General features: G+C 60.1%; 13 protein-coding genes. 6 read left to right on the plus strand and 7 right to left on the minus strand.

The window, feature by feature from the left end:
• Positions 1 to 212 precede the first annotated feature (212 nt).
• Together Mal15_RS09605 and Mal15_RS09610 are read left to right on the plus strand one after the other, a co-directional pair.
• The gene (locus Mal15_RS09605) at positions 213 to 1,301 is read left to right on the plus strand and encodes a DNA glycosylase AlkZ-like family protein (RefSeq protein WP_147867555.1); all 1,089 of its coding nucleotides are present in this window, start codon (positions 213 to 215) and stop codon (positions 1,299 to 1,301) included.
• Between the two features lie 355 nt (positions 1,302 to 1,656).
• On the plus strand, positions 1,657 to 3,033 hold the full coding sequence (locus tag Mal15_RS09610; protein ID WP_199773836.1) for a hypothetical protein: 1,377 nt from the start codon (positions 1,657 to 1,659) through the stop codon (positions 3,031 to 3,033).
• Positions 3,034 to 3,245: 212 nt separating this feature from the next.
• Here the strand turns inward: Mal15_RS09610 and Mal15_RS09615 are convergent, their stop codons facing one another.
• Genes Mal15_RS09615 through Mal15_RS09630 form a run of 4 tightly spaced genes read right to left on the minus strand, consistent with a single transcriptional unit; the run spans position 3,246 to position 10,316 of the window.
• Positions 3,246 to 5,027 carry a HEAT repeat domain-containing protein gene (locus tag Mal15_RS09615; RefSeq protein ID WP_147867556.1) on the minus strand — a complete coding sequence of 594 codons (1,782 nt, stop codon included), beginning with the start codon at positions 5,025 to 5,027 and terminating at the stop codon, positions 3,246 to 3,248.
• Positions 5,027 to 6,691 carry an ABC transporter permease subunit gene (locus Mal15_RS09620; RefSeq protein WP_147867557.1) on the minus strand — a complete coding sequence of 555 codons (1,665 nt, stop codon included), beginning with the start codon at positions 6,689 to 6,691 and terminating at the stop codon, positions 5,027 to 5,029. The genes Mal15_RS09615 and Mal15_RS09620 overlap by 1 nt, the downstream gene beginning before the upstream one ends.
• Complete coding sequence (locus Mal15_RS09625) at positions 6,688 to 7,716, minus strand: ABC transporter ATP-binding protein (RefSeq protein ID WP_199773837.1); 1,029 nt, start codon at positions 7,714 to 7,716, stop codon at positions 6,688 to 6,690. Before Mal15_RS09625 ends, Mal15_RS09620 begins: the two co-directional genes overlap by 4 nt.
• Positions 7,713 to 10,316 (minus strand): hypothetical protein, encoded by a 2,604-nt coding sequence (locus Mal15_RS09630; RefSeq protein WP_147867558.1) that lies wholly within the window; start codon positions 10,314 to 10,316, stop codon positions 7,713 to 7,715. The genes Mal15_RS09625 and Mal15_RS09630 overlap by 4 nt, the downstream gene beginning before the upstream one ends.
• Before the next feature lie 101 nt (positions 10,317 to 10,417).
• On the opposite strand from Mal15_RS09630, the gene Mal15_RS34380 reads away from it, so the two are divergent.
• The 4 genes from Mal15_RS34380 to Mal15_RS09650 all read left to right on the plus strand — a co-directional run bounded on the left by Mal15_RS34380 (position 10,418) and on the right by Mal15_RS09650 (position 16,077).
• Positions 10,418 to 10,954, plus strand: a complete 537-nt coding sequence (locus Mal15_RS34380) for a hypothetical protein (protein WP_199773838.1) — start codon at positions 10,418 to 10,420, stop codon at positions 10,952 to 10,954.
• A 78-nt stretch (positions 10,955 to 11,032) separates the two neighbouring features.
• Complete coding sequence (locus Mal15_RS09640; protein ID WP_167546704.1) at positions 11,033 to 12,574, plus strand: DUF1549 and DUF1553 domain-containing protein; 1,542 nt, start codon at positions 11,033 to 11,035, stop codon at positions 12,572 to 12,574.
• 219 nt (positions 12,575 to 12,793) lie between these two features.
• Positions 12,794 to 14,107 carry a DUF1501 domain-containing protein gene (locus tag Mal15_RS09645; protein WP_147867560.1) on the plus strand — a complete coding sequence of 438 codons (1,314 nt, stop codon included), beginning with the start codon at positions 12,794 to 12,796 and terminating at the stop codon, positions 14,105 to 14,107.
• Positions 14,104 to 16,077, plus strand: coding sequence for an EF-hand domain-containing protein (locus Mal15_RS09650; RefSeq protein ID WP_147867561.1), 1,974 nt, complete (start codon positions 14,104 to 14,106; stop codon positions 16,075 to 16,077). The genes Mal15_RS09645 and Mal15_RS09650 overlap by 4 nt, the downstream gene beginning before the upstream one ends.
• A 195-nt stretch (positions 16,078 to 16,272) precedes the next feature.
• On the opposite strand, the gene Mal15_RS09655 is transcribed toward Mal15_RS09650, so the two are convergent.
• From Mal15_RS09655 to Mal15_RS09665, 3 genes are all read right to left on the minus strand, one after another.
• A complete protein-coding gene (locus Mal15_RS09655; protein WP_147867562.1) occupies positions 16,273 to 18,123 on the minus strand; it encodes a Xaa-Pro dipeptidyl-peptidase in 1,851 nt (616 codons plus the stop codon).
• A 436-nt stretch (positions 18,124 to 18,559) separates the two neighbouring features.
• The gene (locus tag Mal15_RS09660; protein ID WP_147867563.1) at positions 18,560 to 20,020 is read right to left on the minus strand and encodes a DUF1501 domain-containing protein; all 1,461 of its coding nucleotides are present in this window, start codon (positions 20,018 to 20,020) and stop codon (positions 18,560 to 18,562) included.
• Between the two features lies 1 nt (position 20,021).
• Positions 20,022 to 22,334, minus strand: coding sequence for a PSD1 and planctomycete cytochrome C domain-containing protein (locus tag Mal15_RS09665; protein ID WP_147867564.1), 2,313 nt, complete (start codon positions 22,332 to 22,334; stop codon positions 20,022 to 20,024).
• Positions 22,335 to 22,391: the final 57 nt, after the last annotated feature.

The raw sequence follows: 22,391 nt of genomic DNA on the forward strand, positions 1-22,391 counted from the left end.
ATCGGGTTTGGTATCAAGCGTTCGGGGTGTGAACCGGTCATGAGGTGTCACGTCCGAGCTATCGTGATCACCGTCCAGACCCCGTCACTCGTCTCGCCCCCGTCTCTGCAGGGAGTATTTTCGCCTACCACCTGTTGCCCGGCAAGGTTTTCCGCGAGATTGGGTGCAAAAATGTAGAATTGTGCACAGGAACTTTGTGGGTAAAGACGACGGTGGAACGACTGCAGCTGAACGAATTCAGGCGACGGGTTGTTGCCGGTTCCTTTCCCGATTTCGATCGACTTTCCGATGCATTGAACGCAATGCTGTTTGTGCAGGCGGATCCGATTCGCTGTCCGGCACGCGCCCAGGACTTGATGCTTCGGCAGCGTGTCCCGGGCTACGTCGCGGGTGAGCTGGAGGAGAAGTTTCCCGATCTGGACGCCGAGGAAGGCTATCTATTTGCGTACGGATTCATGACACCCGAGGTCTGGAGAAACCTACGCCTGCGTCCGCATCGCAAACTGAAAAAGCTTGAACGCGACGTGCTCGATGCGGTGGCGGATTTGGGCGAAGCGCATCCGCGGGGTTTGGATGATCGGTTCGGTCGCAAGAGTGTAAAGAACTATTGGGGCGGCAAGTCCCAGCAAACGAAGCGCATTCTGGAGCACCTTCACCACCACGGGCATTTGCGAGTGGTTCGCCGGGAGAAAGGGATTCGCGTCTATCAGGTGCCCGAGGATCGTGGCGATCATCCAGCGGACCCGGCCGAGCGTTATCGCCGACTTGCCTTGACCACCGCCGCCGTGTTCGGCGCGGCGACCCGATCAATGCTGGTCTCCGAATTGCGCAGCCACAACCACCTGGTGCCATCACGACGAGATCGATTGGCGGCCGTCGAGTCGTTGGTTGAGGATGGACGATTAAACGAAGTGGACGTCGCGGGTGTGACTTATCTCTGGAGCCGAGAGGACTGGTTGAGCGACGAAGTGATCGAGCGGGTTCGGATTTTGGCGCCCTTTGACCCCTTGGTACGAGATCGGGCGAGATTCCAGCAACTGTGGAGATGGGACTATCGCTTCGAAGCCTACGTCCCGGCGGCGAAACGGATCCGGGGTTACTACGCGATGCCGGTGCTGTGGCGCGATCAAATTCTCGGCTGGGCCAACGCGAACGTCAGCGACGACCGCTTGAATGTGCAGTTCGGCTTTGCCGACAAACGTCCTCGGCAAAAGGCGTTTCGATTGCAGGCGGAAGCCGAAGTGGAGGCGATGACGAGGTTTCTGCACTTGAACAGCGGCGCGTGGGAGATTGATTGGTGAAGTCGTCGTGGGGATATGGGGTTGGAATGGGGCAAAACGATGGCGGCAAAACGATGAGAGAGAAATGCCAGAGGGAAGCGCGACGGGTTGTCGATTTCGTGAGCCGACGGCGCTAGCCGCGGGCCTAGCGGTGCCGGCATCGCTTCGAGGCCCGTGGCTAGCGCCAACGGCTCACTATTGTTTCGGTTGCGATTAAATCAACAGGCCGGTGAGCGAGCGGCGCGATGAGAAGGCAGAATGATGAGAAGGCAGAATGATGTGGCAGGAAAGAAAACCATGCGAGAGGCTGCTATATTCGGACCAGCAGCTGTGAACATGACGACGCTCGATTTACCACAATTGGCATGATTCATCGATGAACATCAAACGACGCGACGCACTCCGAATCTCCGCCGCTTCGCTGGGCGGTTTGACTGCGCTCGGCCCGTTTGGGATGGCCGGCGCGAACGAGATTTCTGCGGCCGACAACTCGATTCGCGTCCTGAACCCGCGCGGACGTGTGCCGTTGTCGTTCATCATCGATGACTCGACGTGCCTGGTGAACATGGGGCATTTTTGCATGCCGCAATTCGCGCAGGCCTGGCCCGATCGAGACACGTACGATCAACCGTGGCGTGATTGGCCGCGAGAAATCCCTGACGGGTTTGTCCGTGAATTTGGCGAGTGGTGTGCCCAGCACGGTGTGAAGGGCAAGTACAGCATTGTGCCCTATCCGGCCTGTGTCGGATGGCTGGATCGCACGCTGCCGGGTTGGTCGCGAAAGGATCTGGACGACAGTCTGGCACTCGTCCGCGACCTGATGATGCCCCACTGGGACATCCATCCGGAAATGATCACGCACACGCGGGTGATCGACCTGAAGACCGGCCGGCCGATGGCGGAGGCCAATTCAGGGACGATGGAGAACAGTTATCCGCAAACCGACATCAGCACCGACCACTTGACCGCCTACCTGGCCTACGCACTTCGAATCCTGAAGAATTGCGGACTGCATTGCGACGGCATCACCACCCCGGGCGGATTCGGAAACCGCGTCAAAGACAAACTGCCGATCGCGGTCGGCCAGGCGGTGCGCGACGTGTATGGAAGCGAGCTGCCGCACTACTTCAAATACGTCAAAAGCGGTGACGAATCGACGGCACCTCGCTTGGAATTTGGCGGCCAGAAAACCCTGTCCAATTTGACCATGAACGTCCCCGCCGGCACGGGCGATTGGTTCGGCGGTTGGGAAGGCGTCAAGGAATCGCAACCGGACCTGTACTGCACCCCAGACGCCACCTCGGGGAGGATGGTGGAATTGATCGAGCGCGGCGAACCGGCGGTGATGCTGTGCCATTGGCCGGGCATGTATTGCAACGGAACCAAGTCGGGATTCGAGGCATTTAAACGTGTGGTCACGTCGCTCGCCTCACGCTACGGCGACCAGACGCTGTGGTTGAAGGTCAGCGAAATCGGACGCTACTGGGCGGCAAAGGAAATGGCCAAGTTGACGCAACACGATACCGGATCGATCGCCATCGAAGCCCCCTTGGCATGCGAGGACTTCACGATTTCGATGGACGCCGCATCGATCACGAAAGCTCCGACGCTGACTCACGCGGGAAAGACCACCACGCTGAACGAGGTGGCGTCGGTATCGCGATTGCAAAGCGGCACCTTTGCCCGCACCGATGGCAAACTGATTGTCTGTCTGGACCTGGCCAAAGGCACGAGCCAGCTCAAGGTTGCCTGACAGGCTTTCTTGCTCTTGATCACTACCGTGTAACAAACATCGTGAATCGTCGCTCAAACGTAGCTACCATCGCCAGAAGGAGGATCCCGTGTGTATTCCACGCTCGCACCGAGCGCAGCGACGTCAACGAGACGCTCGCCAGCGAACATCATTCTGCCCCCCATCATTCTGCCTTTCATCGTTTTGCCCCCATCGTTTTGCCCCCACCCTCTTCACTCGTCGGCGGAAATCGGCTTCAGGAACCAGTCGTCGTAATCGATCACGATCGGTTCGACCGACGGTGGCGATGATTGGCCGGTGATCTGCTCGATCGCCCAGTGGCAGGAGAAACAGACGTCGCCTCCGAAATCGGTCGCGAACCGGCGTAGATCCGGTAACGCGGCTTCGGCCTTCATCCGCCCCAGACTTTGGGCACACATCGCGCGCACCGTTCCGTACTCCGGCTCCAGCGATTCGACGTCATTGAGCCTTTCGACGAGAACCTGGACCAGATCCTCGGGCGCCTGATCGGGATACAGAAACCCGACGCACCATGACGCGGCGGTCCGCGCCCGTTCACCGAGCGCGAAACTGCGTGGCACATACGCGCGAACCAGTTCGTCGGCTTCATGGTATTCCATTTCACCAAAGGCCTGGAAAAGCTGGGACATTAGGTCCACCACGCCGGGAGAGCCCGCGTTGAGCTGACGTTTTTGAAACTGCTGGTGAATCTCGGTTGCGCGTCCGAGCATGGCCGGCAGATGCCGCTTTTCCCCGAATCGACGCAGGCCCCAGCCGGCGGTCACCATCACTTCACCACGGGGATGCCGCAGCAGATCGACCAACCGGTCCCCGGCCGGTTTGTGGTCCAAGCTGATCAGGACGCGGGCGGCTTGTTCGCAGCCGCGCCAGGCATCTCGGTCGAGCACCCCCGACGCCTGTGCGATCACTTCGTCGCGCAGCTCGGGCGATAGGCCAAGTTCAAACAAGGCGGCGGCGACGTGTCGGCGAAGCCCCGGATTGACGTCGTCCAGCAGCGTCGCCAAGGGGGTGATGCGCGACACCTGTTCGCTGTCGATCAGGGCTTGGGCCACCGTGCGACGGACGTTGACGTCGGGGCTGGGCAGCGCCTGTTCGACGAACTCCAGCACCAGGTTGCCATCGATTTCATAAAGTCGCCGGAGTGCTTCGGATTGCACGGCGGTGCTGTCGCGGTCCATCATCGACCGCAGCAGATCGATCGCGTCGGGATCCGTATGGCGACTCATCAGAGCGATTGCCATCAAGTCCGCGACCATGTCTCCGTCATCCTTACCGATCAGATCGCCGGCCAGTGGAACGAGCCCCGAGCCGGAGAGCTGGCCGAGTGACCGCGCCGCGGCCAGCCGGATTCCAGCGGGCTGTGTCGTGTCGCGGACGTAACGAGCGAGCAAGTCCGATCCGTCTTGCAATTGCAGTGCTCCGATCCCCTGAATCGCGTTGACCAGCGATTGCCGTGGAGAGCCGGGATCGCGAAGCCGCTCGAGCCATTGCGGTGACCGTTCCGGCGACTTCCACCGGACGAGTGCCGGTTCGACAAGCGCCGAAATCGCCGGTCCGTGCTGATCGGCCAGTGCGGCCAGCAACGGCGCTTGATCGCGGGCGTCCATTTCGATCAGGGCTCGTACCGCCGCCCGCCGAACCGACAAAGCCAATTCACTTTGACCCGCCAAGTCGACCAACGCTGGCAAGGCGGCATCGATGCCGTCCATCCCGCGGCGGTGGGCGATGGCGATCGTGTCGACCGTGACTCGTTGCAGTTGGGCGTTGGGCTTGGCGAGGGCATTGAGCCACAGCGGGATCGCGTCGTTGGAAATGATGAGCTGCGTTTCCCGAAACGGAAACGTGGGATCGGTCCCCATGACGTCATCAACGTCCAGGATCGACGACGCCGGTTCGGCTGCGCTGGTAGAGCCGGAGAAGACGCCGATCAACGCGAAAGCCGCGAGTCCGGCAATCCCCGTGAAACCGGCCATTAGACGGGACGAGTGAGACGCCATACTTGTAAACCAAAGACCAAGAACATGAAGGCCGAAAAGCCGCCGGCGACGTACCAGGCGTCAGGCAACAAATCGTAGTTTTCAAACCCGGGCGTTTCGATCACGCTGAGTGCCGCGCCGACCGGATTGATCAACAACACACGCTGCACCAATTCGAACCCGAACGGGGCTCCGCGCCCTAACCAAACCAGTAGCGGGATCAAGAAAAGTGTCATCACGACAACATACGTGACCGTCGTCGCGACCGCGGTGTAACGAAACAGACTGCCGATGGCCGCGCTGACCGCCAGTGTGTAAACCACGGTCCACGCCAAACAGACCAAAACCAAATTGACCTGGTACCACATTTGAGGCTGGATGTAGATCATCACCAGATAGCCCGGCAGCGTGGCCATCAACACCAACAGCAGGGTCCATAGCACGCTTAAGAGTTTGCCACGCACAATTTTCAGCGACGACAACGGAGTCAGACGTAGCAGTTCCCAACCGCCGCCGTCTCGTTCGCCGCTGATCAACCCCGAGGTCAAACTGGGGGTCATCACGACGATCAGCACGACTTGCAAGATCACCATCAACCCGCCGATGGTTTCCGTGCCCCACGAGGTGACGCTGGTGGCGGCGGCAAAGGTCAACACCATCGAAACCACGGCGCAGACGGCGACCAGGCGAAACAGCCATTGCGAACGGCCGAAACGACGACATCGAAACTCCTTGACCATCACCGGGTTCAGGTACCAGGGGATGCCGGGTTTGCGGCGCTGCGGGTCGACGATGAACAAGAATCGCCGCAGCAGCCGCGCCGTCAGTCCACGGTCGTCGGTGATCACGCCCTTGGCCCGCGATTGGTCAAAGATCCGGTAATTCAATCTGCCGATCGTGATGCCGGCGAACACCAAACTGCTGACCAGTGTGATGATGATGAATTGCAAGTTGCCCGGCGATTCAATCAGCCCCCGAGACCCCAGTCCGCCCTGTCCCATGATCTGCATCACGACCGGAACGGGCGACAGGTAACGCGCCCACTGGGCGATGGTTCCCATCACGCCGGACCCGCCGGGAAAAAACGCGTCGGGAACCAGTGTCAATAAGAACAGGGCAAAAATCACCGTGTAGGTCAACCGCACCCCCGCGTCGGCCGATTGGACATAGCTGCTGATCAGCATTCCCAACGTGGCATACTGAAAAACCAGCAACAGCAGCACGAAATAGAACAGCCCCAGACCGTCGCGCAGGTCGATCCCTCCCATCGCATAACAGGCCGCCGCCCCCGGCAAACTGGCCAGCAAGACCAGCATGGCAAACAGCAGGACGCCGGCGAGTTTTCCCAGGTAGATCGACAGCGGGCTGAGCGGCGAATTGAGCAGCAACGACAGCGTGCCGGCGTTCTTTTCGTTGACGATCGATGTGGCGGGAAACGCCGGCACCAAAAACACGACGCCGGCCAGCAAGCCATAGCCGAACACGCGAAACACCTGGATCGACTGGACGCCGTTCAGATCGACCGTCGCATCGGTGGGCCAACGCATCAGCACCGCGACCGAAAAGGTGATCGTCAATGCCAACAGCGTCCCGAAGGCTTTGGGCGAGCGGACAATGCCGAAAAACTCTCGCTGCACGACCGGGTTGAATGCTGAACTCATGATGCCGCCTGTTCTGATGCCGCCTGCCCCGATGCCACTTGTTTCTCCGCTGCGTCATCGTCGTGGCTTTGGCCGGCGACCGACAGGAATGCGTCCTCCAAGTCCGTGGGGACTTCGCGGAATTGGGCGATCGCTTCGCCCGAACCGACCAGGTGGGTCAACAGCGGAGTGATTTCGCGGTCATTCAATTCCGTCGTGAATCGAACCATCGATTCGGTTTTTGCCCCGGTGACTTCGGACGGGTGGTCCATTTCACGCGACCAGTTTTCCACCAAGCCCACCACGCGGTCGACTTGATCGTGATCGACCAACTGGATTTCGAAGGTGCGTCGCTGTTGAATGTCCCGCATGATCTCGTCCAGCGTCCCGAAGGCCCGCAGGCGTCCCTTGGTGATCATCGCAACGATGTCGCACACCCGCGCAAGCTCCGGTAAGATGTGACTGGTGACGATCAAGGTCTTGCCCATCTCTGCCAGTCGCAACAGCATCGACCGCATGTCAATCCGTGCTTGCGGATCCAGCCCGTTGGCCGGTTCGTCCAAGATCATCACTTGCGGGTCGTGCATCAGCGTTCGGGCGATCGCGACGCGCTGTTGCATCCCACGACTGAGCGCGTCAACAAACAAGTCCTTCATGTACGTCGCACCGGCGATCTCTAACACTTCGTCGATCCGCACGATGCGTTGCCGACGTCCGATCCCGTAAGCGGCGCCGAAGAAATCCAGGTATTCCCCGACGCGCATATTGTTGTATTTTCCGAAATCGTCGGGCATGTATCCGACCAAACGCTTGATCTTGCGTGATTCGGTCAAACAGTCCGCTCCCGCGATTCGGGCCGAGCCGCTGGTCGGTTTCAGCAACCCGACCAGGATTCGGATCGTTGTCGTTTTGCCGGCACCGTTGGGGCCGATGAAGCCCAGGATCTGGCCGCTGTGGACCGAGATGGAGAGCGAGTCCAGGGCGGTGAATTCATCGTACCGCTTGGTCAGATTGACGGTTTCAATGATGGGGGATGGATCGGTCACTGGGAGCCTGTTTCGGATTCTTCGACAAGGGAGGGAAGGTCGTCGGGACGGATCGTTGCGACGGCATCCAGATGAACGTAGTCGATTTGCCACGTGGTGTTGTCGACGAAGCGTTCAGCCGGATCGATTGCAGGCGGTTGCCCTGGCTGGGATTGGTCGGATTCGGTTTGATCTGCCTGCGGTCGGACGGTCTGCTGCCGCTGCTGCGCTTCGGAGGACTCGGTGACGCCCACTGCCAGCCACAACCCGCCGTCGTCCTGCAGACGCAATGCATCCCGCCGATCGATCGTGAAATCGATCACGCCCGTCGCATTCTCCCGGCGGAAGACGCTCGTGGGTTGTCCTTCGATCAGAGCTTTCGCAAACAGCGTTCGCGATGGGGCGTTCACCTTCATCGTGACATGGACGCGATCGAGTGACATGGCCGCGACGGCAGCGGGAAAGCGAAACAACAGTTGTGCTTCGGCGGCTTTCGTCATCTCCGGCAACCACTTTCCTGTTCGCGGATTGAACAGCGTTGTTCGACCCTGCGCCCCATAAAAGGTGTCGGTTTGAATGAAGGTCGACGGAATCTGAAACTGCTTCCCCGATTCCGGCCGATCGACTTGGATGGGGATGGAAACCAGTGCCGCCCCGCTTTGATCAAAGCCACGGTCGAATTGAACGCCGACATTGATCGGGTCCGTCCAAAGTAACAGCGACGGCCCATCGCCGAGTGAATTGCGTGGGGAATCGTCTTGGACCGAATCGAACAGGCCGCGTAAAAACGCTTGACGCGTGCGTTGTTGGTCCGTCAGCAGTGAACCGGGGATGAATTGACCGGGCGAAAGTCGATCCGACGTACTCGCGGTGATTTCGCCCGGAACGGACGCCGATTCGATTCTGACCGCCGTCATCGGTGCGGGCGACGCGACGACCAGCGCGTCACCACAGGTGCTGGGATCCAACCCGTGGAGTGTCCCGCGAAACCCATCGGCATCGAAGGTTCCGCGAACGTAGATCGGTTGCTCCAGGGGGAGGATTGAATCGGATGCCAGGTGTCGGACGACACCGGGCGGTTGCGGCGGGCCGATCCAGCGGCTTGTGCCGTCGTCTTCCAAGCTGATCCGGCGTGTTTCGCTGGTTGCCGTGTCTTCCAACGGCATCGTCATCACCTGGTCACTGGAAATCAGTCCCAGGTCGCCGGATTGTTGCGTGTAAACGGCACGGATCGTCGCCACATCGGCTTCATCGGTCGCCGTTCGAACCTGCACGACTTGACTGGTGGCGACCGTCGACGGGATCGCGGTGGTGTGATACGAACCGATCGACAACATGATCACGGTCGTCAGGGTTGCCGAGACGGGAACCAGGAACGCCATCCGTTCCAGTCGACGTTGTCGCGTCCACCAGACGCCGCCGACCAGAATGACCAGGGCGTTCAGACCGAGCACCAGAGCGGCCAGGGAGCGGCTGGGGATTCGATAGCCGATTTGGTCATCCACGATGGGCTGCATCGCGCCGACGAAATCCTGAGGCGGATTTCGGGGTTCGAAGAACCTGCGCGACAGCTGCGACAGGGCGACCGTGACACGTTGATCGGGGTGCACCCATCCGCCGCCGCCCAACGTCGTGAATAGAACCTCCCCATCGCCGACACGTTTCCAAAACGCCACCGGCCAGCCGTCGATGTGACAGACCACATCGTCCGACGGGGTCAACACCCGCAACATCTGCACGGGCATCTCCGACGTCCAGGTTTCCGTCGTTCCGGCCGAACCGCCGATCGGGTCATGCGTGTGCAGGTCGAACGCGTTCAATTCGACCCGATCGATCACGCTATGGTCCGAGTCATCGCCGAGTAGGTCATCGACCAGCGACCGGCTCGTCAAATCCAACATGATCCACGCCCGTCCGCCGCGTCGGATCCAGTGTCGGACCGCGCGAATCCCTTCCGAATCGGACTGCAATTGATCGCCGGCGATCACCACCTGATCCAGTTCCGCCAGCGCCCCGTGGGTGGGCGGCAAAAAATTGGACAGGAAACTGACGATCGGCAGCTCGCGCGGATCCGTCATCACCGAGTCTCGCCCCGCGTTCAGGATTCGGTTCAATCTGGCGCGCCGGGTATCGCCATCGGCGGTGTCGACCAAGCCCGGCGGGTCTGCGAAAAAACCGGTGTTGATTTCGTCGTCCACTAACATCAGCGACCGCTTGGACACGGGCATTTGATTGATGTTCTCGGTGAAGGACTCCCCGTCGCCCGTTTTCGTCACACGAATCATCGAAAGATCGACACGGTTTTCGTCGATCTGTGCTTTCGGTGGAATCGCGATCGGCAGCCAGGACTGGCGTTTGCTGTGGGCAGGGATCCAAACTCGCGTTGAAAATTGCAGATTCGGATCGTCACCGACAAAGACCGAAACGACTTCTTCGGCATCCTGGTCGGTGTGGTTGACACCCACAACGGCCAACGAGGCCCAGCCGCCGCTGGCGAATCGCTGGACGCCGGCCGGCATGACGGTAACGGCAATTCCCGCCGGATCGCTTGCCTGGTCAGCCGTCGCATTTACGCCAGCTTGATCCTGAGCGTTGACGGTTGCCGAATGTGCCAATGGCAAGACGATCGCGCAGCTTATCGCAACAACGCAGACCAGGGGGCTGAAGGCCGCCACGGCTGTGGATCGGGCCGGGATGCTGAATCCGCCCGTGCTGAAGTTCCATGGGATCATCGTCGTTGGGATCATCCGCTACCGCTCAATCTCCGAGGTGTGTTTCGCGTCACGCCAATCGTAACGACTTCGCAAAGCCTCGACGAGCCAGCAGCACCATTCCGGTCAGATTCTCGCGTTACAATGTCGGCCTGCAGATCGTTTCCGCGTTCTCGGCGGAAGTTTTCGATGCAGCATCCACAGCCCAAACTTTCCGAGGCGACGACGTGAACGGTGACTCGAATCCATATCAACCGGTTGAAAACGTGGATGGCGCTGCCGGTCAAACGCCAGATCAAACGAAGCAAAGCGGCGCGGACAAGGTGCCGTTTTCTGCTCACTTGTTGTGTGGATGGCCGTTCCTGATGGTCGCGTTTGGCGGCGCGATCGGCGGCGGGCTCGGCGGAGGCGCCTATGGCATCAACATGGCGATTTACAAGTCCAATCTGCCCATTGCGGCAAAGGTCGCGCTCAACGTGTTGACCGGTATTGCTGCGTTTGCGATCTGGTTCGCCATCGTGCTGGCGATCCATGCGGCGAAGAGTTGATGTGAATTCGGGGCCGGAGGGCGATAGCCGATTTTTTCGCTCCTCAATCGCGGGCGTGGTATAACTCAGGATGCCATGATGAAACGTCTGCTTTTCGTTCACACCGCTCTCGCGGTCCTTTGCTTATTCGCCGACGTCGCCCGATGCGATCAGGTGACGGGGGATCGCTTCGTGGATCCGTCTGCGGCTATCGATCGCTACCTGGCCGAATCCTGGCGGCAGGCATCGATTGAACCGAGTGCACGGAGCGGCGATGCCGAGTTTTGCCGGCGAGTTTGGCTGGATCTTGCCGGCGTCGCGCCTCCGGTGTGGCGGCTGCGAACGTTCCTGGCCGACCCCGCACCGGATAAACGAGATCGGCTGATCGATTCCTTGCTGGAATCCACTCGATTCGCCAATCACATGGCCGATCGCTGGAACGCGTTTCTGTTGCCGGCTGAGACCGCCGAACAGAATCGACAAAACGCAGCGGAGTTGCAGACGTGGTTGCGGCAGCAATTCCTCAAGAACACGCCCTACGATCATCTCGTTGGAAGATTTCTGACAGCGGGGGGGAAAAGTGACCGCGGGCCGGCGATCTTTTACACCTCGCGAAATCTGGAACCGGTCAAGCTGGCCGCGGCGACGTCCCGATTGTTTTTGGGGGTCCAATTGGAATGCGCCCAGTGCCACGACCATCCTTATGCGCGTTGGACGCAAGATGATTTTTGGTCCTTCGCCGCGTTCTTCGCACAACTTCGCTTGAGCGATTCGGACATGCGCGGCGGCGGCCAAGCGATCGAAGACCGATCCGGTACAGAAGTCCTATTTCCCGAATCGGATCGCGTGATGTCGCCGCGTTATCCCGGCGCGTCGTCACCACCCGAAGCCGACCCGACCGACTTTCGACGCCGGCAACTGACGATTTGGTTGGCCTCACGCAACAACCCGTACTTCGCACGCGCGGCTGCCAACCGGGTTTGGGCGCACCTGTTCGGACGTGGGATTGTCGATCCGGTCGACGCCATGGATTCCAGCCACCCGCCCAGCCATCCCGAGTTGTTGCAGTTCCTGGCCGACTACCTGGTCGAACAACGCTTCGATCTGCGGGCTCTGTATCGTGTGGTTGCAAACAGCGACGCCTATCAACGCAGCAGCGAGACCCGCGACGCCACGCGGCCGCCGGCGGATTCCTTTGCCGCGATGAACATCAAAACGCTTTCGGCGTCACAGTATTTCGACAGCCTTCGGCAAAACGTGTTGATGGGAGGACAGAACGCAGGCGGAACCCAAATGGCTCGGACTGAATTTCTCAGACGGATGGATGCAGCGGATGCCGATTCGACCGATTTTCCACACGGCGTCGTGCAGGTGCTCGGCATGATGAACGGACCGGAGATGTTGGCGGCGACGGCGGAGCAGCAGAGCGGGCTGATCGCGTCGATGGACGCGCCGTTTTTCGACGATGCCGATCGGATCGAAATGCTGTTTTTGGCTTGTCTGTCAAGACCGCCGACCGACGACGAACGTCATCAATTTTTGGCTTATTTGAATGAAGAGACGCAGCAATCCGCCGCGTCACGGTTGAGTGATCTGACGTGGATTTTGCTCAATACCGCGGAGTGTTTTGTTTGTCCGTGAGAGGTGGGTGACGACTTGTTCCCAGGCTCCGCCTGGGGACACACTGAAGAGGCGACGACTTGTTCCCAGGCTCTGCCTGGGGACACACTGAACCGGAGGCTCCGCCTCCCGTTAACCCGACACGGGGGCGGAGCCACCGATGTATCCCGCTCCCGGGCGGAGCCCGGGAATGAGAGCGAAGACGAGGCTGGAAGCCGATCCCACAACAAAGGTGAATCCATGTTGCAACCACCGGTCTTCACGCGCCGTCAGTCGATCGCCGCTGCCGTTTCGATCGGTGGAGCGATCGGGATCAGCCCGCTGATGCAATCGATCGCGGCGGTCGCGGCGGAGGCGTCGGCCGACGACCAGCGACACTGTGTGTTGCTTTGGATGTCGGGCGGCCCCAGCCAGATCGATACCTTTGACATGAAACCCAAGCACAACAACGGCGGATCCTTCAAGGAGATTTCGACCGCCGCCCCGGGACTGCGATTCAGCGAACACCTTCCCGGACTGGCCGCACAGGCGGACCGACTGGCGATCTTGCGCGGCATGTCGACCAAGGAAGGCGACCACGAGCGGGGGACGACCGTGATGCGAACCGGGCATGCGATCGGCGGTCCGGTCCGCTACCCGGCGATCGGATGTTCGCTCTCAAAATCGCTGCGGAATCCCGCGTCCAAGTTGCCCCACTACGTCACGATCGCGCCGGGGCCGTTCGCCCGAAGCTCGCTCAGCCCTGGCTTTCTGGGACCGAAATTCGCAGCGACGTCGGTCAGCGCCTCCGGGCCGCCGGGTAACGACAGCTTTGCTCCGTTGCGCGTCGATCATTTGCAGCCACACCCGATGGTCGATGCCCCGCGTTTCGAGCGCCGATTGGCCCTGTGGGAGTCAATGCAATCGACATTCTTGCAGACACGCGGTACGCCGAACGTTGTCGCACACGACACCGTGTACCGATCGGCCATCGACATGCTCGGCAGCGACGCCAAGGATGCTTTTGACCTGACCGAAGAATCGGAAGTCGTTCGCCAGGCGTACGGACGCGGCACGTTCGGACAAGGATGCCTGATGGCCAGGCGATTGATCGAGCGTGGGGTGCCGCTGGTCGAGGTCACATTGGGCGACGGATTGGGCTGGGACACGCACGCAAACAACTTTGACCAGGTCAAGCAACTGAGCGAGCAGTTGGACGCGGGGTGGTCGACGCTGATGACCGAGTTGGCCGATCGCGGGCTGCTGGAAAAGACGACGATCTTGTGGGCGGGCGAATTCGGACGCACGCCCGCAATCAATTCCAACGGCGGGCGAGACCATTTCCCGCAAGCATTTTCGTGCGTGCTGGCCGGCGGAGGGATCGCCGGCGGCCAAGCATATGGCGCAACGAGTGCCGATGGTATGGAAGTGACCGACGGAAAGATCAACCAGCACGACCTGTTGGCGACGCTCTGCGCCGCTCTGGGGGTCGACCCCGCCAGCGAGAACATCGCCGAGGGCGGCCGGCCGATCGCGATCTCCGAAGGCAGCCCGATCCGACAGGTGTTGCTGTGAGCTGCCTCCTTGGCCAGTGCCAGATCGACGTAGCGACGCTCGCCAAAGCGTGGATCGGGCCGGGGTGCCACCTTCTGGCGAAGGTCGCTGCGGTGCTGACCAAACGCGCCAGCTTGGAATCCATCGCCTTGGCGGGGCTCCTTGTGCTATCCGGATGTGATCATACGGTGGGTCCAGCGCCGGCACCGACGATAGCGACGCCCGAGGTGAAGCAAGAGCTGAACACCAGCACCTCCGCAAGTACGTCACCACAGCCGGTACCGGATGAAAGCCGGCGCGAAAGCGACCGAATCGAGAATGTGTCCAACGCCGATTCGGCCGACGCAGAGTCAATCGACACTACTTTGGAAACGACGTCGATCCAGACAAACGCGGAAGTCGACGGATTGACGGAGCTGGACGTCAATTTGGACGCCGATCCGACTGCCCCTTCGCCCCCCGATCCAACCGCAACGACCGAACCCGCGTACCGCCTGTGGATCCCGACATCGATGGGACCGCTGTTGGTCGGCTTGGACGTTTTGATCGACGACCAACCGCTGCGTGAGGCCTTTGATCAAAAATTGTCGATGGTGCGAAAGGCGATCGGCGCGACGGAAGAACTGCAGCCGACTTGGGATCAGCTGTTGGAGCACGTTGCCGGTGACCCCGCGACGTTCGGGCAAACGGCTTCGCGCGTCAATGGTCAGGAAAAAATGCTCATCAAACGTTACGACCGCAACAAGGACCAACGCGTCGATGACCAGGAATTGACGCGTTTCCTCTTTCGCGATTCCAATGTCAACGGCGAATTCCGGCTGTTCGGAACCGACGCCTTTCGATGGGCCAATCGCAGCGAATCGCCGCTTTTTTCCGCCATCGACCGAAATCAGGATCGAAAGCTCGATGCGACTGAGATCGACTTGGCCGCCGACGCATTGCTGCGCGAGATCGATTCCAACGCCGACCAGTGCATCGACTTTGCCGAGTCATCGCGGGGACGCCAAAACGACAACGATGCCTGGCGGCGCAACCGGTCCAACCGTCAAGGCAACGTCGCAATGGATTTGTCTGGGTTCGTGAACTGGTCCGACTTGTCCTACGCGATGGGAGGCTTGCTTGAAGAAACTTCCGTTCTTGGTCCGACCAATCCGGTCCGATCGCTTGACGCGAATCGGGACGAGTGGATTTCGGCGGAGGAAGCGGAATCGGTGCTCGGGATCGATCCTGCATTCTCGATCACCGTCCGTTTCGTAAGCGGCGAACCGGTCATATCGACCGAAGTGGCACTGACAGACGCCGCTGAAAGTACGACAACGATTGAACAGGGAGCCGACCGCTGTTGGATCGTCGGCACAGCGTTTCAGGTGGGGGTCACCACGTCGGACACGCCGACAACCGGAAACCGAATTCCACGCGAAGTCTTTCGTCAGTTGGATGCCGACAACAACGGTGCGATCGACGAGGGTGAACTGCCCGACGTCGCCAAGGAGCAGTTTCCATTGGAACAGTTGGATGCAGATGGAGACGGCAAGTTGAGTTTCATGGAGATCAATCAAACGCTTGGTCGGAAGCAATCGATTTGGAATGTTCAGGTCCGCGGACGAGCCGCGGAGCACCCCGATGCTGTGTTTGCCTGGTTCGACGTGGACCACGACCAATTCTTGTCCCATCGCGAAATCGTCTCCGTGCCGGAGCGATTGCATACTCTGCTTGATAAATCCGGCACGGTGCCGGCGACGAAGATACCCGACACACTGATGATCCAGTTTGGTCGCGGCCAGCCCGATCAAGACGAGATGCGATTCGAAATCAATCGAAGTGATGTATCGGGCACCGACCCGCGTCCCAGTTGGGCGATTCGCATGGACGCCAATCGAGACGGGGATGTTTCGGAGACCGAGTTCATCGGCCCGATCAAAACCTTTCGCGGTCTGGACACCGACCAGGATCACTTCTTGTCGGCCGCGGAGGTGCTCGAGGAACATTAGCCGAAGAAACGGCACCGACGCCGCGGGCATCCGCCTAAGCCCGTGTCCTTCGGATCCGACACCTCGTAGGCCGCAAACGTTTCACAGCGTTTTGATTCTCTACCGATCCAGAGGGATTCAACCGTGAGTGATTTGACGCCGGTTTCGGAGATCCTGTCTCGTGTCGGGAGGGTGACGAATCACTGACATCTTGCGTCAAAACGCCTTGCCGAGCGTCTCCTCGCCACCGACGACGGGCAGCGACAGTGAGGTCGCGTCCAGGTCGATCGTCAGTTCCGTTCCCGGCCTGGGGTGCAGCGTGAAATCTTTGTCGCTGGAAAAGATCATCAGACCGATCTGCTGGCCTTTGGGGATGATTTGATCGTCGGGCTGCAGATCAAACGACACCTCGTAAAACTGTCCGGGCACCAACGGTTCACTTTCGGTGATCGAGTTCCGGTTTTGCGGATCGGCCCAGCCTCGGGTGATGATGTTGTCGGTGATCTTGGCGTTCTTGTCGTTGTTCCACGGCAGTGAGACCAGCCACACCGATAGATTGACCGCCGGTTTGCTGCTGGCCAGTTTGATCGTGATCCGAGGCGTTCCGGAGACGTGGATCGGCGCCTTCAATTCGGGCGTGGTGTAGATCAACCGATGCTCGGTCCATTCGGCTTGTGCCAGCGATGCACCGTCGAACGAGAAGTTGTCGACCAGCGTTTCGGTCCCCTGGTCTTTGGTCGGCGTGATACCCAGCGATCCCGGCTCGGGGGCGCCGGCGGACAGGTAAAGCGTCACCGGTTCGGCGTCAGGATTGGGGTAATCTGGATAGGACGTCGGTTTGTCTTGTTTGTCTTTCTCGCGAACGATCCACGCACGCGGGTCCTTTTCGACATCGTTTTCCACGCCGTGCAGGTAACGCGTGAACCAGCGGTTCATCATCTTGATCGGAGGCGGACCGCCGTGCCCGCCCTGGTGAAAGAACACTTGGGTCGGAACGCCTTTGGCTTTGAGCGCCTCATAGATTCGTACGCTGTGCTCGGGGACGACATTCCAGTCATTGAAGGCGTGTGCCATCAGCACCGCAGCCTTCAGCGGTTCTAGATCGTTCAGGTAATCGCGTCCCGCCCAAAAGTCGTTGTAGTCACCGTTGACCCGGTCGAACTGCTTGAGCATTTCCTCATCGCGGACGTTGCAATCACAGTAGTCACGTCGCGCTTCGGGGCCGCTGTGGATAAAGTCGTACAGATAGTCGATGTCTTCACCCAAGTATCCGTACGGATGTCGCACCAGGCCGTTGGAACGGTAATAGTGATAGTACGACGTGTTGGGGGCAACGGGGATGATCGCTTCCAGTCCTTCCACTCCCGTCGTCGCCGCCGCCAAGGGGATGGTGCCGTTGTACGACGTTCCCGTCATTCCGACCTTGCCGGTGCACCAATCCGCCGTCACCGTTTCGTCGCCATCGGGAGTCGTGTATCCATCGGCGCGGCCGCAAAGCCAGTCGATCACCGCTTTGGGGGCCAGCGATTCGTTGTCCCCACCGACGGTCGGACAGCCTTGCGAGAGTCCTGTTCCGGGCGACGAAGAATGAACCACGACGTAGCCGCGCGGGACCCAGTCTTTCTCGTGCCGCTTGGAGATGATCGGACGCATCCCGGTTCGCTCGACGGGGCCGAAGTGTTTCCGCTCCGGCGGCGCCTGGCCGAGTTCCTGGCGCGGGTTCCAAAAGTACTCCTGTCCCTTGGCGCCGGTGCCCGCATAATAGGGGCTGGAGTTGTAGATCACCGGCAACTTCAACCCTTCACTTTCGGTTTGACGCGGGCGGGTCACACTGACGTGCATCCGATCCAGTTTGCCGTCGCCGTCAGAATCGAATTCGGTTTCGACCCACAGGTCATGGCGGATCCAATAGTCGGAATCTTCAAACGCTTTGACCACCTGAGCCTCGCCGTCCTTGAACACCGGCTTGGCCGGTTCGGCGGCGTTGCCGTTCGACCGACCGGCGAGGAGTAGCGTGAAAACGCCAAGTGTTGAAAGGACCGGACGTGCTGAACGCAACAAAAGCATGGTGGATCTCGTGGTGATTCGAACCGGACGGATTGTTCGCTGTCGGTCGTTGTAGCGTATTCAAAGGGGCCGTCCAGGTCTGCGACAATCCTGCGCCGGGCGGGACGAATGTTGGTCAAAAAATGGGCTGGTCATAAAATGAATTGGGGGGACCGAGACGGTCACCCAACGCTTAGGTTCTTGGTGGGGCTGTTAGGTCCTTGGTGAGGTCAGTCGTTTGGCGTTAGCCCACATGCACCCTCATCATTCTGCCCCGAATCATTCTGCCATCTCTATCCGGATCCCCACCGCCGTGAAGGGGCTCGTAGGCTGGGTGGAGAGGTAGGAAAATTTTGGAGGTAAGAAGATTGCCATGCACCCCGTGCAAACCATTTCAGCCCTGCCATTTTTTGACCTGCCGATTTTTTGACCTGCCTTTCTCAAGCCTCCGCACCCATCACGACCTGACGATCTCGTTGATCACGTTGCCGTGCACATCGGTCAGGCGGAAATAGCGGCCTTGGTAGCGGTACGTCAGCTGTTCGTGGTCGATCCCCAACTGGGCCAAGATGGTGGCTTGCAGGTCGTGCACATGGACGGGTTTTTCCACCACGTTCACGCTGTATTCGTCGGTTTCGCCGTACGTCATCCCCCCGCGAATGCCCCCGCCGGCCATCCAATAGGTGAAGCAATTGGGATGGTGATCGCGACCGTAAATCTTGTCCGTCAACTTGCCTTGGCAGTACACCGTCCGACCGAATTCGCCGCCCCAAATCACCAGCGTTTCATCCAGCATGCCGCGTTGTTTCAGATCGCTCAGCAGGGCCGCGGTGGGTTGGTCCGTGTCACGGCACTGGGCCGGGACTTGCTTTTGCGCGTTGTTGTGCGCGTCCCAACCGCGATGGTACAGCTGGATGAATCGCACACCTCGCTCGGCCAACCGACGCGCCAACAAGCAGTTGTAGGCATACTTTCCGACCTGCGTCGCCTGCGGTCCGTACATGTCCAGCACCGCTTGGGGTTCGTCATTGACGTCGATCAATTCCGGGACGCTCATTTGCATCCGGTAGGCCAGTTCGTACTGGGCAATCCGGGTGGCGATCGCGGGATCATTGAAGTGATCGGCGCGGTCTTGGTTCAGTTTTTCGATCGAATCCAACATCCTGCGGCGCTGGGTTTGCGTGACGCCGGCGGGATTGTACAGATCCAAAATCGGATCGCCCTGGCCGCGGAACTTTACACCCTGGAATCGTCCCGGCAGGAATCCCGCGCCCCACAACCGGTCATAAAGTGGTTGACCGGCCTTGGCCGAGCCGTTGGACGTCATTGCCACGAACGCGGGCAGGTTCGCATTCTCGGTGCCCAGGCCATAATTCACCCAAGCCCCCATGCTGGGCCGACCCGCGATCACCGAACCGGTCTGAAACAACGTGGCTGCCGGGTCATGATTGATCGCTTCGGTGTACATGCTTTTGATGACACAGATCTCGTCGACCACCTTGGACAGGTGCGGCAGCGTCTCGCTCAGCCAAATGCCCGACTGACCGTGTTGTTGGAACTTGAACGTGCTCGGCGCGACCGGGAAGGATGATTGCCCCGATGTCATCGTCGTCTTTCGCTCGGCCGGGTAAACCGACAATGGCACTTCTTCACCGAATCGTTTGGCCAAGTCCGGCTTGTAATCAAACAGGTCCATCTGTGACGGGCCGCCGGACTGGAACAGATAGATCACACGTTTGGCTTTGGGAGCGATCGTCGAAACGGCCGAGGAAACGCCGGCTGGGAGGGGCGTCGATTCGGCCGCACCGAGCAGTGAGCCGAGCAGTGAACCTGCCGCGATCGATCCCAGCCCCAACGCACTGCCGCCCAAAAAGGCGCGTCGGTTGTGTTGTCGCTTGAATTCTTCCGAGGGATTCATCTCAGTTCTCCGCAATGGCCTCGTCCAGGTTCAGGATCGTGTTGGCGACCAACGCCAGTGCCGCCAACTCGACCGGATCCGATTCGGGCGAGCTAAGGGTTTCGCCGACCGACAGCAAGCGCCGTGCGGCATCCGGCGCCTTTCGAAATTCCTCTCGGTACGCGTCGAAGTCCTCGACCAGCACGGCAAGCTCGTCCGGTCGCGGTTGTCGACTGGTCACCAACCGAAACGCCCTGGCGATTGCCTGTGATTGGTTCCCGGCGTCCGGGATCATCACCCGCTCGGCCAAGTGCCGTGCGGCTTCGACGAAGGTGATGTTGTTCATCATCGTCAGTGCTTGCAGCGGCGTCGTGGTTTGGTCGCTCCGCACGATGCAGGTCTCGCGGGCGGCGGCGTTGAATGCCATCATCGTCGGCGGCGGGACGGTCCGTCGCCAGTACGTGTACATGCTGCGGCGATACAGTTTTTCCCCCGTGTCCTGTTTGTACTTCGCGTTGGAAATGCTGCTCCAAATCGCCGGCGGCATGTACGGTTTGACCGACGGGCCGCCGATCGAATCGCTCAGCAATCCGCTGGCGAACAGTGCCGTGTCGCGGATCGCAAAGGGGGACAGTCGCTTGCGCGGTCCGCGTGCCAGCAGGCGGTTTTCGGGATCGCGTTCGAGCAAAGTTTCTGGTGCCGAAGACTGTTGCCGATAGGTCGCGCTGGTCACGACCAACCGATGCATCGCTTTGACGTCCCAGCCGGTGCGGATGAATTCCGTCGCCAGCCAATCGAGCAATTTCGGATGACTGGGCATTTCCCCTTGGACGCCAAAGTTCTCGCTGGTCTTGACCAGTCCGGCCCCGAAGTGATGCTGCCACAGACGGTTGATCGTCACCCGTGCCGTCAGCGGGTGTCCGGGATCGACCAGCCAGCGGGCAAGCCCCAAACGATTGTTCGGCCAATCCTCGTTCCAGGCTCCCAGGACCGGCGGCGTTGCTGGTTCTAGCTTTTCCGACTTGTCCGGTTGATCGTACTGGCCCCGCTCCAGTCGATAGGTGTCGCGCGGTTGGTCCAGCTCGTGCAACACCATCACCGTGTCTTCGCCACCGGGTTGCGGTCGCGGGACGGACGTCTGCACCACCTTGATCTTCACCGGTTCGGGGATGACGAACTCCAATTGATCCTCGGCCAGATTCGGCCAGGTCTTCGGAACCTTGATGAACGGCGGGCTGTTGCCGTTGTTCGGTCCCAAGCCGGCTTCGTCGATGTTGTTGAAGAACGCGAACAGGCGATAAAAATCGTTTTGCGAGATCGGGTCGTACTTGTGGTCGTGGCATCGCGAGCAGGTCATCGTCAGCCCCAGAAACACCGTGCCGGTCGTTTCCACTCGGTCAGCGACATATTCGACGATCCATTCATCCGGGATCGAGCCGCCTTCGGAATTGATGCGATGGTTGCGGTTGAATCCCGTCGCGACTTGGGTCAAAAAACTGCGGTCCGGTAGCAGGTCGCCGGCCATCTGCTGGACGACGAATTGATCGAACGGCAGGTTGTCATTCAAGGCGTCGATCAGCCAATCGCGCCACACCCACATGTAACGCAGCCGATCGTTTTGGTAGCCATCGGTATCGGCAAACCGAGACGCTTCCAGCCAATCGACGGCCATGTGTTCGCCGTAGCGTGGTGATTCGAGCAACCGGTCCACCGCGCGCTGGTAGGCGCCGCCGGCGCGATCGTTCAAAAAGGCGTCCAGCTCTTCGATCGTCGGGGGCAGCCCGGTCAGATCAAAACTGACGCGGCGAAGCAGTGTCGCCCTGTCGGCTTCGGCCGAAGGTTTCAATCCTTCCGCCTGCAACCGTGCGAGGACAAAGCGATCGATCGGGTTGCGTGGCCAGGTGGTGTCGGCCACCTTCGGCAGATCCGGCCGCAGCGGCGGGATGAAGGCCCAGTGTCGATCATCGACCGGCCAATCGGCACCTTCGGCCAGCCAGCGTTTCAATTTGGCGCGATCGCCGCGCCGCAAGCGTCGATTCGAATCGGGCGGCGGCATCCGCACATCGGGATCGGTACTCGTCAGCCGTTCCAGCATGTCGCCGGAGGCGAGCACGCCGGCATCCAGAACCGCCTGGCGATCATCCAAACGAAACCCGCCCTCGCGGGCGTTGGCATCCGGACCGTGGCAGTGGTAGCAGGCATCGGAGAGGATCGGGCGAATGTCGGCGGCGAAATCCAGTTTGGCGGAGGATTGCGGATCGGCGGCCTTCACGAGGCGATCAAGACCGACCAGCAGAACGGTCAGAGTTGCGACAAGAAGTCGAATGGAATTCACGGTCAAATAGACTCTCGGGATGGGAGTGCAACCGGATCGGTCAGGCAGGGCCGCTCG

The organism is Stieleria maiorica (assembly GCF_008035925.1).
Classification (GTDB): domain Bacteria; phylum Planctomycetota; class Planctomycetia; order Pirellulales; family Pirellulaceae; genus Stieleria; species Stieleria maiorica.